This is a genomic window from Vulcanisaeta souniana JCM 11219, from assembly GCF_026000775.1.
Classification (GTDB): Archaea; Thermoproteota; Thermoprotei; order Thermoproteales; family Thermocladiaceae; genus Vulcanisaeta; species Vulcanisaeta souniana.
The window spans coordinates 746,291-762,290 of sequence record NZ_AP026830.1 but is presented as its reverse complement, the minus strand read 5'-3'; the positions used below and the strand labels follow the sequence as shown (position 1 = coordinate 762,290).

13 protein-coding genes are annotated in these 16,000 nt (G+C 41.6%); 10 read left to right on the top strand and 3 right to left on the bottom strand.

The features are described from left to right. Positions 1-221 precede the first annotated feature (221 nt). Positions 222-1,301: an alpha/beta hydrolase gene (locus Vsou_RS04040; protein WP_188602516.1), complete on the bottom strand. Its 1,080-nt coding sequence runs from the start codon at positions 1,299-1,301 to the stop codon at positions 222-224. Positions 1,302-1,392: 91 nt separating this feature from the next. Here Vsou_RS04040 and Vsou_RS04035 point away from each other — a divergent pair, with 91 nt between their 5' ends. From Vsou_RS04035 to Vsou_RS04025, 3 genes are read left to right on the top strand one after another with little or no spacing between them, the layout of a single operon-like run. Then, positions 1,393-2,778 carry an FAD-binding oxidoreductase gene (locus Vsou_RS04035; RefSeq protein ID WP_264890770.1) on the top strand — a complete coding sequence of 462 codons (1,386 nt, stop codon included), beginning with the start codon at positions 1,393-1,395 and terminating at the stop codon, positions 2,776-2,778. A gap of 8 nt (positions 2,779-2,786) precedes the next feature. Further along, positions 2,787-3,560, top strand: a complete 774-nt coding sequence (locus Vsou_RS04030; RefSeq protein WP_188602518.1) for a crotonase/enoyl-CoA hydratase family protein — start codon at positions 2,787-2,789, stop codon at positions 3,558-3,560. An 18-nt stretch (positions 3,561-3,578) separates the two neighbouring features. Then, positions 3,579-3,710, top strand: coding sequence for a hypothetical protein (locus Vsou_RS04025; protein ID WP_264890768.1), 132 nt, complete (start codon positions 3,579-3,581; stop codon positions 3,708-3,710). A gap of 305 nt (positions 3,711-4,015) precedes the next feature. Here the strand turns inward: Vsou_RS04025 and Vsou_RS04020 are convergent, their stop codons facing one another. Both Vsou_RS04020 and Vsou_RS04015 read right to left on the bottom strand, forming a co-directional pair. Further along, positions 4,016-4,396, bottom strand: coding sequence for a hypothetical protein (locus Vsou_RS04020; protein WP_188602519.1), 381 nt, complete (start codon positions 4,394-4,396; stop codon positions 4,016-4,018). Then, positions 4,396-6,999, bottom strand: coding sequence for a penicillin acylase family protein (locus Vsou_RS04015; RefSeq protein WP_188602520.1), 2,604 nt, complete (start codon positions 6,997-6,999; stop codon positions 4,396-4,398). Before Vsou_RS04015 ends, Vsou_RS04020 begins: the two co-directional genes overlap by 1 nt. 324 nt (positions 7,000-7,323) lie before the next feature. Between Vsou_RS04015 and Vsou_RS04010 the strand changes: the two genes are divergently transcribed. The 7 genes from Vsou_RS04010 to Vsou_RS03980 all read left to right on the top strand — a co-directional run bounded on the left by Vsou_RS04010 (position 7,324) and on the right by Vsou_RS03980 (position 15,964). Next, entirely contained in the window at positions 7,324-8,697 is a 1,374-nt protein-coding gene (locus Vsou_RS04010; protein WP_188602521.1) for an MFS transporter, read from the top strand. Then, positions 8,697-9,557 (top strand): alpha/beta fold hydrolase, encoded by an 861-nt coding sequence (locus Vsou_RS04005; protein ID WP_054843473.1) that lies wholly within the window; start codon positions 8,697-8,699, stop codon positions 9,555-9,557. Before Vsou_RS04010 ends, Vsou_RS04005 begins: the two co-directional genes overlap by 1 nt. Positions 9,558-9,560: 3 nt before the next feature. Next, complete coding sequence (locus tag Vsou_RS04000; protein WP_188602522.1) at positions 9,561-10,994, top strand: class I adenylate-forming enzyme family protein; 1,434 nt, start codon at positions 9,561-9,563, stop codon at positions 10,992-10,994. 6 nt (positions 10,995-11,000) lie between these two features. Then, positions 11,001-11,987 (top strand): 3-oxoacyl-[acyl-carrier-protein] synthase III C-terminal domain-containing protein, encoded by a 987-nt coding sequence (locus Vsou_RS03995; protein ID WP_188602523.1) that lies wholly within the window; start codon positions 11,001-11,003, stop codon positions 11,985-11,987. Positions 11,988-12,049: 62 nt separating this feature from the next. Next, positions 12,050-12,634, top strand: a complete 585-nt coding sequence (locus Vsou_RS03990; protein WP_054843479.1) for a TetR/AcrR family transcriptional regulator — start codon at positions 12,050-12,052, stop codon at positions 12,632-12,634. A 93-nt stretch (positions 12,635-12,727) separates the two neighbouring features. Further along, positions 12,728-14,377, top strand: coding sequence for an acyl-CoA dehydrogenase family protein (locus tag Vsou_RS03985; protein ID WP_054843516.1), 1,650 nt, complete (start codon positions 12,728-12,730; stop codon positions 14,375-14,377). 6 nt (positions 14,378-14,383) lie between these two features. Then, positions 14,384-15,964, top strand: coding sequence for an AMP-binding protein (locus tag Vsou_RS03980; protein ID WP_188602524.1), 1,581 nt, complete (start codon positions 14,384-14,386; stop codon positions 15,962-15,964). Positions 15,965-16,000 lie beyond the last annotated feature (36 nt).

The window sequence follows — 16,000 nt, the reverse complement described above, 5'->3', positions numbered from 1 at the left end:
CCCTACCATCTATAGTTCTGAACCGCCTGACTCTCCTCGGTTTAATGCCAACTGACCCTGAGGTATCCTTACTAATCCAGGTAAAGACACCATGAGTATAAACTCCGCATCCCGACCCAGTCTTTGGGTTCTTTATTAGTACCTTAACCTTCGTAATGCCCACGGCCTTTCTTAAAATAAGCAAAAATGTAAGAGACTTAAATAGCTTTTATTGGTCTCAATTAATCCTTGATCCTAACAAGCCAATTATGAACAGGTTCATTCACGTCCTTAACATTATTTGGGTTTGCGTAAACATCTAGGTGCCCATAGCCATTAAGTATTATTATGTCGCTTGTTAATTTTCTCATAAGGTCGATGTCAGCAGCTTTAATCCCGAATAACCCGCTTATTACTGCGAGCATTGGTACTTTAACCTCCGTGTATTTAGCCCTGTAGTGCTCTATTGATTCTATGAATAACCTGGTAGGCCAATACGGATCAAATGTAGCCATTACGGCAAGGATCGCCGGAGGTGGTGAGTTTGGGTATGAGTATGGGTTTGCCAGTCCCTGGTTGAAGGCTATGCTCATTAGGTAATCACTCAATGTCTTGAAACCTGGTTCCGGGCTTGGTAGTGTTGGGTTGTAGAGAGCCCTGAGCCATATGGTGTTCATAATGTTACCTGGGTGTTTACCACCGGTTAGAATTGATGGTACTGCATACAATCTACTCGTCTTGAGTTCATCAATGGTACGTACCGGTAATGCCTGGAGCACGGAAGTCCTTATTGGCGCCCCATCCAATAGTACTATTGCCTTAACATCACTTGGATACACAGTTACATAGTTCATTGAGGCGATCCCACCAAAGCTCTCCCCAATTAGTATGACCTTATCTTTACCGGTAACCTCCCTAATCATATTGATGGCCTCCCTAATATCGCTTAACCACGTATCCCAACCCCAATCAACCATGAATGATAGGTCCTTAACGTCTGGGAGCACGAAATGCGTTCTATAATCAATGGTATATACTAAGTAACCCCGTTTTGCGAGGTATATGGGTATCATGGAGTCCGGTATTGCGGGTTCTATTGGTTGTATTCCATGCCACGAAACATGGACTAACTGTTCCCCATGCGACGTCATGCCCGGCAGCACTAACATCGGATGTGGATAGGTTACGTCCTTACCCCTAACCTCCCTAAGTGCTATATAATTGAGGCAACCGCCAGGTGGTCGCTCTGTGACCCAAATCCTCTCGGTAAGGTCCGGGAACTCCCTAATGCCTCCCTCCCAGGTTAATTTCCAACTTGGCATACATAGTGATGTCTTAATTATGATTTATTGTTTGTGCTTATATGAGAAATATATTTTATATAGTGCTATAGCATTAATCTATGTTTACTACATGTTAATTGTGGATTTATCAAATTTCCTTAGAGAGATTGAGGAGCTAATTGGTAGGGATAGCATCGTCAGGGAAGACCATGAATCATCAACGTTCGGGAGAGATTGGTGGTCATTACTCATGCTTAGGGAAGTCCTTGGACACGGTCTTAACCCACCCCCAGCCATTATTAGGCCTAAGAATGTTAATGATGTAATTGATGTAGTTAAGCTCGCTAATAAGTATGGTGTGTGTCTTGTTCCATATGGTGGTGGATCCAGTGTCGTTGGTGGTGCCTATCACGATGGCTGCGTTGTGGTTGATATGAGCAGACTGAATAGGATCCTGGAATTCAACGAGGAGGACCTAACAATAACCGTTGAGGCTGGCGCTAAGGTAATTGACGTGGAGAGGTGGCTTAATGAGAGGGGTTATACTCTGGATTACCACCCGCAATCACTTCAATTACTCACGATAGGCGGCGCAATAGCCCATGGAGGCACTGGCTCGCATAGCATGAGTAACATAGATGAATTAACATTGGCACTTGACGTTGTACTGCCCAATGGTGAATTAATGACGATAGGCCCTGGCAAATTCATTAGGACCTCCTGGCCCAACCTTAAAGGCTTATTCATAGGCTCTGATGGCGCGCTTGGCATAATTGTTAGGGCAATGCTTAGGGTTAGACCATTGGCTAATTACTACGTTGACCTGGCTTACGTGTTTAAGGGCATTGAAGGCGCTGTTCGTTTCGCCCGCGATCTCGTAATTAATGTACCAGGGCCTCACAGGATCGTTATACATGATAGGGAGAGTGGTAGATTTATGGTTGGTGAGGATGGTGTCATAGCCCTGATAAGGATTAGGTGGTATAACGAGGACTTAGTCAATGCTGTAAACAAGATAATTAATAACTTAGCCATTAAACACTCCGCAGTCAGTGTAGAGACTGAGTTAGTTAGGAGGTGGAGGGATGCCTTTGCCAGGGGTTATGAATCCCAATTAATTACAATTGCTCAGTCGGGTCTTTGGGTTGACACCATCGACATGGCAACAACATGGAGTAAACTCGTTAGGCTATATAATGAGTTGGTAGGCAGGCTTGGTTCCATTGACGGCGTTTACCACGTACTCTCCAGGATAACTCACCTATACCTAAACGGTGCATCTCTCTATAGCGTTATTGTGTTCAAGCAAGACGAGGACATATACTGGAGAATTTGGAAAGAGGCCTTCAATGTGACCAGTAGTGTTGGTGCGACCATAAGTCATCATCATGGCACAGGCCTTCTAAAGAGGGATTTCGTGAAGATCGAGATGGGTAATCAATGGAATTTACTGAAGAGCATTAAGGAGCTACTTGATGCAAATAATATAATGAATAGAAGTAAGTTAATTTGGTGAGCCGAGCAATGGGTTATAGGAATATTATTGTTGAGGTGAGGGATCACGTCTTCATGGTCACTATTAGTAGGCCTGAACGTAGGAACGCCATCGACGCTGACACTGCGGAGGAACTTTACAGGGCCTGGACGTACTTCGATAATAACCCTGGCCTCTACGTAGGCGTAATAACAGGGACTGGCGGTAACTTTAGCTCCGGGGCTGACCTCTACGACATTGACAGATTAGTAAATAGGGTGTCTAATCCCGAGGGACCACTGGGTCTCACTAGGCTTAGGCTTTCTAAGCCCGTTATAGCCGCAGTAAGTGGTTACTGCGTTGCCGGTGGCCTTGAGATTGTCCTGTGGGCTGATCTTAGGGTTGCCGATAGGACTGCTAGGTTTGGTTTCCTGGAAAGGAGGTTTGGTGTACCGCTGGTTGATGGTGGTACCCAGAGGCTTGTAAGGATTGTGGGGCTTGGTAGAGCCCTTGATTTAGTACTGACTGGGCGATTGATAAGTGCCGAGGAGGCTTACCAATGGGGCTTGGTTAATTACTTGGTTGATGAGGGTAAGGCCCTTGATAAGGCCATTGAGATTGCGGAATTAATTAGTGAGTATCCTCAGGAGACCCTTAGGAATGATAGGCTCGCCGTGTACGAGGGCTTGGGTAAGCCATTGAGCGAGGGTTTAATCATTGAGATGAATTATGGATTAAGGTCGATAAGGACGGGTGAAATATACGAGGGCGTGAAGCGATTTAGAGATGGAGTAGGAAGGCACGGTGATTTACATATTAAGTAATTTAAAATACGATTGGAGATGGGGGGGATGATAGTCATAAGGCCTTACTGTGGGAAGTGGACAATTTATGAATTGAGAAGGAAATTAGCGCTTGAGGATATTGAGGAAATAATTAAGGAGGTGAATGATGAAGACATAAGTAATTATTGATTTAGTTTATGCATTATTAAAGCTGACCGGGGATTTGGGATTGTTGAAACGGAATTAAATAAATCAGGGACCTTATGATATATGAGGATTTAGATGCAATGTACAATGGCTTAGTCTTGATGTGTCAGGACAAGACCTCGACTCCTTCTTAGTGCCACTGATAGTACTATGTAATCATTATAACATTATAGGGCTTGCCTAGCTACCTATGACTAAAGACTAAGGAAAATAGCTAATAGGTATGGAGTAATGGTAATACCGTAGGCTTTGAATAACCATGCCATTTAGTTGGTTTCGTTCTTAAATTAATGCCTTGTTAACTTACGTGCATAGTGACCAACTAATCCACCCAGTCCTGATAGTGTAAGTGCTATTAATAACGTTATTATTAGGAGTATTATTGAACCGATAATGCTGTATGGTAGCCCAATTATTGCTGCGGTCACCTCACCATCATATATAGCGTATGGATTTGTAAAAATACTGGCTAGAACGCCGATGAGCCCGGACACACCTGTACAGATGAACGTTGATAACGCCTTATTGGCATTTAGCACATAACCAATTATTAACCCCAACATAGCCATTAATAACCAGTAACCTGTATATGCCAATGCAAGCGAGATTACCAGGTTGATAATGAATAGGGTCCAGAAACGGGTTGTGTAGCTCATGGCCATGTCCATCACCCTGGTAATGTGGTATTTGGTAGGTATAGGTAGTAGAAGTATTGCGGAAGGCTCTGTGGTATTAATGTGTAGTACTGACCGACGAGCCAGTACTTAGTCGTGTCATTATATAACGGGCTCAGCGGATTCTCAGAGATACCGCCTGGATAAACACCGACACCGCTGAGCGGGCCAGCCATGTTGACTATTTGGCGCCAGCTTGGTCCTTCATTGGATACCAGACCGTAGGCAGCATTTATTGTATTGCAATCACCAGGTGCTGGGAATGGACCAACGGATAGCGCATTAACGCTGAAGAAGCTTGTCAATTCCCTATAATGAACCCTACCCCAGTACCAAGTCGATGGGTTTGGACCTAGTTCACGCATCAGCTCCATTATTGTTTGGTTGAATGCCAGTAGCATGACTATTGTAGCGTTTCTCTCCTGACCCGTTGTTGGGTCGTTAAACCACTGAATGTTTGGATAGTTATTGGTCCAATTAGCTAGGTCTAGTGCCAATGGTCCATGGAACGCGGCATCTGGACCTAGGAATAGTGAGAATTGACCTAGGCCGTCAGCTGGAGTTATGTTGTAGTATTGGAACCAGGGCATGAAGGTGTCATTTAGGTAATTCCAAAGCCAGAAGTAATATATCGTAGCTGCGGCCGAGTTAGTCGTGAAGTCTCCGTCCCAATTTCTCAATAATTCGTATGCCTCGACCTCGATTGGTGTTAATTGACTGAGATGTGTGGATAGGGCATTGAGTAACGGTGGTAGGAATAGGTTCGTGGAGTAATCATGGACGTTAAGCTGTATTGCCTCCATTGATGCATAGGTTATGTTACCCTCACTCTCAAACTGTGACAATAATGTGTAGATCTCGTCAGCCCTGAAGCCGCTCTCAAAGACCCAACCTACGTAGTACGGGTAATTTGGTGATACAAGTATCTCATTTGCGGACAATGCAAAGTGTGACGGTGGGTTTAGTACGTAGGGCTGGTATTGAGTTGGTATGAAGTCGACCCAGCCATATGACCCATTACCGAGCATTACCGCCCTTGGATCACCACCCATGACCACCGGGTATAATCCCCAGGCGAATATACCAATGTTACCGTATTTATCGGCGTATGCGAAATTCTGAATACCAACCTTGAAGTAGGATAGGGCATTTAGAAAGTCTGAGAGATTCCTCGCAATATCAAAGTATAGGAATGTGGCGCCCTCATCTGTCGGGTACATGCCTGTCCAATTCATCACGATAACGACGTCACTATAGTTGGCAATGACCACACCATTACGTGCCAGGTAAATATTGTATGGCACATAACCAACACCCTTGACATAGATCTTCTCATGAATTACCTCAAAGGGTATCCAGGAACCATCATAGTAATACTCGCCTGGGTGATCTGGGCTCGTGACCTCGACATAGTAATAAACCACCTGAGGCTCTGCATCAGTGGCACCCCAGGCAATGTATGGGTTATGACCAAGTATTACGCCGGGTACTCCAGGAAAGTCAACACCAACGACATTCATGCCAGGCCCAACTAATTGAAAGCCTATCCATATAGATGGCACTGTCGTGGTTAAATGCGGGTCATTAGCCAGAAACGCTTGTCCATTTGGCGATACTGCAACCCAATTATTACTACCCTCATCGGTTAAACCTATTACAAAGTGCTCGAATGGGTTTATGCCAGGCAGAAGTTTACTAACTAATGAATCCCTAAATGCGGTGTCGCCCTCCAGGTAAAACCTTATTGCCTCGTCAACAGCATTAAGGAACTCTTGCCTTGTAATGCCAGGAGGCGGTGGATTTAATGAGTACAGGTTTAGGTACTTCATGTTACCCGTGGTATTATAAATACCTAAGTTCCAACTCTCGGGATACACGGGGTACTGAATTGACGATGGGTATGCAGGATAGAATGCATAGATAACCTGCGGTGGCATTTTAAGGAGCGCCACTGTAAATGGTAGTTGATCGGCTGTACCACTCAATGACCAAGTAAGTAATTGCTGTATGGCAAAGGTATCCTCCATGGTCCACGGTGGTGGGTTAAAACCAAGCACCTTAAAGATTATGGGCTTATCACCTAGGCTTAGTGAATTAACATAGGCGTTAACACCAAGCGTATAGTAATAAAGTGCCTCATAGGTGAAACTCGACTTATTCAATGAATTAACAATCTCCTCGGTAACCTGGGGTGTTAGTAAAACCCTGAAGAACTCATCATTTGGCAACATGGATGGACCGAGTAGCGAGGATAGATTACCCATGGTCATCATGGACATAAAATATATCTGAGCAAGCCTATACTTAGCGGTTAAATACCCCTGCTCATAAAATACTGCCCAGGTTTGGTTTGAGGCGATCCTGATGAAACCATCAGGTGTTACGCAAATAACTACGGTTGCAATATTACCGTTTACATTAATTGAGATTTCGTGACAACCAATACTAAGGGATGGTAGTTTATTAACCCATATGCCTGTGCCGGGATTAAGCACTTGATACAGTGGAGCCATAATACTTATTGGTATTATTGCAAGTGCAATAATTACAACGAGCCCAATAACTGATAAAACAAGCCCATAGACTACCCGATTCATTAGCGCTGCAAAAAGTATATTTATTTTTAAGGGATACTTTTATAAAAAATATGTAATTAAGAATAAAAATAATGGTTCTTATATAAATAAATACCTAAAATGATAAATTATTTTCTTAATATATGGCATTACTTATGTACCTTAATAAGAAAAATTCCTAATTACTATGGATTATCGAATATTGGACACAGAGTATTGTGATAAAAATCATCATTTGACTTATGCTTACTCATATTTAACTAAATTAATGGGAAGTCTTTTAGAAAATATTAAATATTAATACTTAAAAATATTATTTAGAGTTAAACTTGACAGGTGGGTCAAGTGTCAGATAGAGAGCTCAAGCTCGGTGAGCTTAGGGCTCGAATTGATAGAATTCCAATACGGCCTTACCCTGTTTCCTGGATGGTTATTATTGGTATCGGTTACTTCTTCGCGTTCTATGACATATTGACCCTGTCCTTCGCCATTGTATCTCCAATGGTTCAACAATTACGGTTATCCAGGCTAGAACTTAGTGAGGCTGTTTCTGTGTCATTGTTCGGTTACATAATTGGTGCTTACTTTGTTGCTACAATAAGTGATTATTGGGGTCGCAGATGGGGGTTAATTACGAACGCCATTTTAATAGCCATTGGTTCTTTAGGTAGCGCATTGGCTACCAATGCCTTAGTTCTTATAGTTAGTAGGTTAATAACTGGTATGGGTATTGGTGCTGAAATATCCATAATAAATACATACATATCAGAGGTTACACCAGCCCCCATTAGGGGTAGGATGGTTCAATTTACATACCTGGCTGGTGCATTGGGATTTGCAGTGACGCCATTCATCGCATTTGCCTTGATACCAATATCACCAATTGGTTGGAGGTGGTTATTTGGCATAGGTGCATTGGTTGCGGCTGCAATAGTGCCGTTGCGATACCTAATGCCGGAAAGCCCTAGGTGGCTTACAATAAAGGGTAGGATGAATGAAGCTGAAAGGGTTGTCAGGATGCTAGAAGGATTTGCTGAGAGGAAGGTTGGACAATTACCGCCAATCCCATCACCGCTTCCTGAAAAGATATTAACGAAGTTCCCAACTGCTGAGTTATTCAATAGGAAGTATGGTCCTAGGCTCATAATGGCTATTCTATTCTGGTTCTTTGATTATATGCTTGCATACGGAGTAATTGGGTTCGCACCATATATTTTCGTGGCTGCCGGCTTTACATTCACGACGGCCACATGGTACATAGCACTAGGTAGTATTGGTTACATAGTTGGTGCCTTATCCATGGCGCCCATAGCCGATAGGTGGGAAAGAAAGTACCTTGTTGCGTCTGCCTTTAGCGTAGCTACACTTGCAGTGTTTCTATATGCCGTTGCAGTCGCCATACGCTCACCAATAGCATTAACAATAGGCGCATTCCTGGGTGCCTTCGCAACAGCATTTGCAGTACCTGCCTATACATACACTGCTGAATTGTTCCCAACAAGAGCAAGAGCAAGTGGCTTTGCCTTAGCCGATGGCATTGGTCACCTTGGCGGCGCCATCGTCCCCTTCATAATATACCTTGTCTTTAGCCCGTTAAAACCACTTAGCACTGGTGTATGGACTTTCGTATTACTCGGGATATTCGAAATTATTGCAACATCGATAGTGCTTACAGGCCCAAGAACAACTAAATTAAGGCTTGAACAAGTCTCAGATTAATGGCGAGAAATATGAAGAGCGGCTATGTAGTTACTAGAGATGGCACATCAATATACTATGAAATTGACGGAGAGGGAGAACCACTGGTCTTAATTGAGGGTTTAGGGTACGCCAGTTGGATGTGGATTAAACAGAGACCATTGGCTAATAATGTAAAACTAATAATATATGATAACAGAGGTGTTGGGTTATCCTCAAAACCTGATAGGCCATATACAATGGATGATTTTATAAATGACCTTGAAGACCTCTTAAATTACTTATCAATAAATCGTGCATTTTTATGGGGCGTCTCAATGGGTGGTATGATAGCCATGTACTTTGCATATAGGAATCCAGGTAAAGTTAAGGGCTTAATTCTAGGTGAAACTAATTTTGGCATTAAATCATTACCACCAAGTAAGGAGGCCCTTGAAGTCTTAATGCAGCCTCCTAGGCCTGGCATTGATAGGAAACAAGCATTAATAGATAGAATGAGAGTTGCATTTTCCAGAAATTACTTTGGAGCTCATAAGGACGAGATTGAACGTATTGCAGAAATCAGAATGAAATTTGAGGAGGACCCGAAGGCCTATAATAATCAACTAGCTGCCGTATTGACATTCGATTTCAGGGATAAATTACCTAGTATCACCATACCAACGTTAATAGTAACTGGTGATGAGGATTACGTGGTGAATCCTCAAAACTCCTACATAATGAACCAATTAATACCAAATAGCAGGCTCGTAATATTAAGAGGGGCAGGTCATTTAGCGATTATTGAACGTGATGACGATTATAATAGATTAGTCCTCAATTTCATAAGTGAAGTTATAAATGACGCGTTTAAACCATCGAAGGAGCCTATGGTGATTTGACACATGCTTGAGAGCCTACTTAGACATAGGGCTAGAATTAGTGATTCGGTTGCGATTAAAGTGGGAGATAGTTCATACACATATTCGCAACTTGAGATATTATCGAACAAAATGGCTTATGCACTAAGTAGGCTGAGTATAAAGGCCAATGATAGGGTTATAACTCTCGTAAAATCACCCCTATACCATGTAGCGTTATTCTTTGCATTGAGGAAAATAGGAGCCGTACTAGTACCTGTAAATCCAAGGCTTGGGAATGATTTCTTAAGGTTTGTAATTAATGATATTAATCCGTCCCTCATTATTGATGAATATTTCAATGAAGGCATAAATATTGATAAAATACTTGAAATGGCAGTTGATGAATATAGGTATGAATATCGTATGAACCTCGACGAAATCGCCATGATATTATACACTGGTGGTACAACGGGACCGCCGAAGGGTGCCATGATCCATGAAGGATCCATATTATGGAATGCCATAATAACAGTATTATCATGGGGCTTAACGAGGAATGACTGTACCCTTGTCTCATTACCTCTATATCATACTGGTGGGTGGAATGTGCTTTTAATACCACTATTGTTAGTTGGTGGTCGAACTATATTACCAGAAACTGATAAGTTTGATCCCGACTGGACCATTCAGATATTAGCTAGGGAAAAATGTACGATATACATGGGTGTACCCACAATGCTAGACGCCATAAGTAAGTCACCCCTCTTTGATAAGATAGACCTTTCGCATGTACTATTCATAAATGGCGGTGGTCCATTACTACCAAGTGTTGCTAAACGCTTTATTGACAAAAATTACAGGATTTTCCAGGGTTATGGATTAACAGAGGCTGGACCTAACAACTTCTATATATCACCAGAACGGTACAGGGACAAACCAACGTCTGTGGGGAAACCACTACTCTTCATAGAGATGAAGTTATCAGGTGATGGAGAATTATTGATAAGGGGACCTCACGTTTTCAAGGGATATTGGAATAGACCTGATGAAAATCCATTTACAAGTGATAATTATCTAATGACTGGGGACTTATTTGCAGTTGATGATGAGGGTGATTTTTCATTCCTTGATAGGAAGAAGGACATGATTAAGACGGGGGGTGAGAACGTATACTCAACCGAAGTTGAGGTGGCGCTAAAGCAATTACCATATATTGATGATGCTGCAGTATTCGGTGTTCCCGATGAGCATTGGGGTGAAGCTGTTGTTGCTGTTGTTGTTAAGAAGCCTGGTTTTAAAGTGACGGAGGATGATGTAAAGAGAGATCTTAGGAAAGTCTTGGCATCGTACAAAGTGCCAAAGCGTATAATATTTGTTAAGGAGATACCAAAGACACAAATAGGTAAAATCTCAAAAAGAGAGTTACGTGAAAAGTACCTGAAGGATGGTTTTAAGGATATAATTGATATTTCGTGATTTAACATGAGAAATGCCTACATAGTAGATTACGAGTTATATATACCAAGCACATATATTGATTATAGATCATTAGCATTGGAAACCGGGCTACCTGAGTGGGTCGTAAGAGATAAACTGGGAATTAATAGAAAGCCCATTGAAAGATCGTTGTCTGTTTCCGATATGGCTAAGCTTACTGCTAAGAAATTAATGAGTAAATACAGTAATATAAAGATCGATCTAGTTGCATATGCAGGTTCGGATTTTAAGGATAAATATGTATGGGACGTAGCACCTGATGTAATTGGTTATTTAGGCTTAGATAGCACCTACGGTGTTGATATATCAATGCAATGCGTTAGTAGTATTGTTGCCCTGGATTTATTAAAGCCAAGATTAATATTAAGGGATGAAGATTCCTATGCATTATTAGTAAGTGCTACGAAGCAGAGCATGATCGTTAATTATAAGGATAAAGCCTCCACGTTCATGTATGATTTCTCGGATGGGGCTGCTGCGGTTTTACTAAGTAATGTTGATGGAAGATATAAAATTCTTGAGAGCTCTATAATAACCAATGGAAGGTTCTCAAATATTGTATATCAAAGATTAGGTGAAAGGTTCATTAATGATAATAATCAAGATTATTTATTGCAAGTAAATAGGAATGAAGAATTTAATAAAAGCTTTGAGGAAATTTCCCTAGGGAATTTCCTATACGTAATAAGGAATGCCGTGGAGAAAAGCGGCTTTGAAATAAGTGATGTTGATTACTTCGCAATGCTTCATATGAAACGATCATTTCATGAAAGGATACTTAGGGAATTAGGTGTGTCTTTAGATAGGTCAATATATCTTGAGGATTACGGACATATGCAAGCCGTAGATCCATTCTTATCATTATGGCTAGCTGAACAAAATGACAAAATAAGAAAGGATAGCATCATAGTTTTGGTTGCCGCGGGTACCGGATGGACATGGGGTGCCATTGTGATCCAAAGAGTTAAATAATAACATACTGAGTACTTATTGTAAAAATTATTTAAATTTATATTATCTAAATAACTACCATTATGAGGTATACTCCAAAGACAAGGAAGGGTGAGGACTCACTTAATAAATTAATTAATGCTGCTATAGCCGTAATTGCCGAGAAGGGCTTCAACAACGCCTCCATAGACGAAATAACATCTAGAGCTGGATTATCGCATGGATTGTTTTATTTCTATTTCAAGAATAAGGATGAATTACTTGCGGAGCTAATTAGGCGTATAAACAGGGATATGAGGCATTACTTAACCTTAAGCACGGCAGGTCTTAATAATAGGATTTTAATTGAGAAAAAGGGATTCGATGCCTTCTTTGATTGGATGTATTATAATCAATATTTATATAAAATACTAATTGAGACTGAGTCAAATAATATAGAACTTTATAAGTGGCACTATATGAAATTATCAGAAAGATATTCCCCAAAACTATTGGATGCCATGAATAGAGGTGAAATAGCGAGGTATAATCCCGAGGTTTTATCATTTGTGTTGATGGGTATAGCTGATTTTATAGCCAAGAGATACGTACTTTGGGTGAATTCGAAAATCCCTGAGTATGTCATTACTGATGTGAACAAAATAATCGAGAGAATACTATCGCCATAATTTTTATCTGCATATAAATTATTAAGAGAGCAGGAAAATAATATAAAAAATACTTACTTAGAATTTTTAATAAGAAGTATGATAGGTTTACTTATGACGCAGGATATTGAGAATAACCTAGACGTGTATGGTTTTCTATCTAATATCTACGGCGTCAACGTTTATGACGTTGATAAACCACTACAAAGAATTTTGCAGCACTTCCTTGGTAAGTCGCCGTCCCTCCATGGACTAGGTGGATTTGCCGGACGTGATTTGCTTGAGGTTACGGATTACGTTGATAAAGTTTCGAGGCCTAGGCATATTATGTGGGATGTTAATGGTAATAGGGTCGACAGAGTTTGGTTGAATCCAGCGGAGAGGTATGCAATAGAGAAGTTGGTACTTGACTTCGGTATAAATAAGCCTCCTTATCATAGTGGTAGTTGGCATGAACATTATGCAATGGGGTTCCTTGTCTCGGATCCAGGTCTTTACTGTATAATCACAATAACGATCCAAACTGCGTATGCGTTCCATAAGTATGGTGATGATGAATTAAGAAGGTACGTGCCTAGGCTAATTGGTGATGAGAGGCCAATTGGTTTTGGAGCTACGTGGTTTACGGAGATCCAGGGAGGCAGTGACCTCGGTGCTAATACAACGGTTGCCAAGAGGGACAGTGGTAAATGGCGGTTGTATGGCGATAAGTACTTCGCTAGTGGTGTAGGGCTTGCCGACATTGCCCTGACTTCGGCGAGACCAGAGGGCGGTAGGGCTGGTGCCAAGGGATTAGCCCTTTTTGCTGTTCCGAGGCTTGACTCTGGTGGTAACCTAAACTTCATAGTTAGGAGACTAAAGGAGAAGAGTGGTACGAACTCAGTACCCACTGGTGAGATTGAGTTTCATGGTACAGAGGCGTACCTAGTTGGTGATCCAAGTAATGGTATTTATTACATAATGGAGGACTTAATGGTATCAAGGCTCTCCAACGCGATTGGTGCCGTCGGTGTTGCCAGGAAGGCATATCTCGAGGCCTATGAATATGTAAATAGAAGAAGGGCCTTTGGTAAATTACTAATTGAACATCCACTCGTTATTAGGGACTTAATGGATATGGAGGTAACCCTCGAGGGTTCAATGGCCCTTGTATTTAAGGCAATTAATGAATTTGATAAAACTTGGCATAATAAACCGCCTTACAATGATCATTATCACTATGCCAGGTTATTAACGCACATTGCAAAGAACGTTACGGCAGACGCAGCAGCATACGTAACTAGACTCGCCATGGAGCTATACGGCGGTATCGGATTCCTGAGTGAATACCCAATTGAGAGATGGCATAGGGAGGCCTTGATAACGCCTATTTGGGAGGGCACGAGCAACATACAGGCATTGGACATGCTAGAGGCCATGACAAAGAAGAATGCCCACGTAACGATGCTTAACGATATCGAGAACACCGTGGCAGAGATCAAGACTTACCATGGCATTGCCGAGTCAGCAATGAATGTTATAAGGAATACGTTACAATTGACATCGTCTTTGAGCCCATTAGAGGTTGAATTTAGGGCTAAGGACATGTTATCGTTATTAGGACATGCGATTGCCGTGATAACTCTAGCGCACATTGCAGATAGATTGGGAATAGATAGGTATGCATTGGTAGCTGAGCTATACCTTGAGAAGCATTTGCAGGGTGGTTATAAGATTGGTTCGCATGACTTGGGCAGGAAGATAATAAATATTGAGGAAGGGTGATGAGGAATGAGTGATCCTGGAATTGGTTTTACGGTGCATAATGTCATAAGAAGAGCCGCAACACTGTGCCCTGAAACTGAAATAGTTTGGGAAAATAGAAGGATTAGCTATGGTGAAGCATATAATCGCGTTGTTTCGTTGGCTGATTCATTGCTATCATTGGGTATACGTAAAGGTACGGTTATAGGTGTTGCTGATTGGAATACGTTACCGATGTTTGAACTTCACTATGCGGCAGCGATGATCGGAGCCATTATTTACCCAGTGAATATAAGATTACCTCTAGATCAAATGGCACATACTATGAAGGTGGCTGAGGTTGAATGGTTATTCTACTCCAATGACTTTAAGGCATTGAGCACCTTAATTAGTAAGGATAGGACTGTGGGATTAAGTCCCGAATGCAATGCGAAATATTGCTATAATGACTTGCTTAGTAATAAGACCATTGAGGAGCCTGAGGTTGAGGTTACCGGAAGGGATTACTTCTCAATATTATTTACATCGGGTACAACAGGTCTTCCAAAGGCCGTTAGGTATACGCATGAGAAGTTCGTACATGGCGCATTGGCTATAGCGTATCAACTTGGCATGTATAATACGCCAGCTAGTCTGCATCAGGGTGATGTAATAATGCCGCTAATACCGTTTTATCATATCCATTCATGGGGTAGTCTTATTCATGCGCCATACCTATGTAATAAATATGTATTAATTGGTAGATTTATGCCTGATAGGGCATTAACGTTAATCGAAACTGAGAAAGTCACGTGGATAAGTGCCGTACCAACAATGATGTACATGCTCATTGACGCTGCGGAGAAGATGAATAAGCTATATGTACTACGTGGATTAAAGGCATTAGTTGGTGGCATGCCAATAGCAAGTGGGCTTGCTAAGAGAATGCAAGAACTTAGTATCGGTTTTTCAACTATTTATGGAGGAACTGATATGTTAGTGACATCAATATCAATAGCTCCAAGGAAATACAATTCAATAGATGAATTCCTTGATTATATGAGATTAACGACACATCCTGTACCCTTTGTTGAAATAAGAATAATCGACCCAGCAACAGGTAAGGACGTAAGTCCTGGTCAAATTGGCGAAGTTTGGTTACGGGCACCGTGGTTACCATACGAATACTATAAGGATGCCGAAAAGACCAGGGAGAGCTACGTAGGTAGTTGGTTTAGGACTGGTGATGTTGGTGTGTTGCTTAGTGACGGTGGATTAAGGGTACTTGATAGGATTAAGGACGTTATTAAGAGTGGTGGTGAATGGATACCAACAAGTATCCTCGAGGCTATCATCTCAAATATACCTGGAATTGACATGGTGGCTGTCATAGGTAAACCGAGTGAGAGATGGGGTGAGAGGCCGATAGCTGTTATAAAACTGAGGGAGGGTTATGTATTAACCAAGGAGCAGATATATGAGGTATTAAATAGGGAGGTTGATAGCGGTAGGATCCCAAAGTGGTGGATGCCTGATGATATAATCTTTGTGAATGAGATCCCATTAACGAGTACAGGTAAGATCGACAAAAAGGAATTAAAGAAGAACGTACTTGGCCATGGATATTGATTTTCTTTAAAAATAACGCATTGCTGGTGTCCTGAT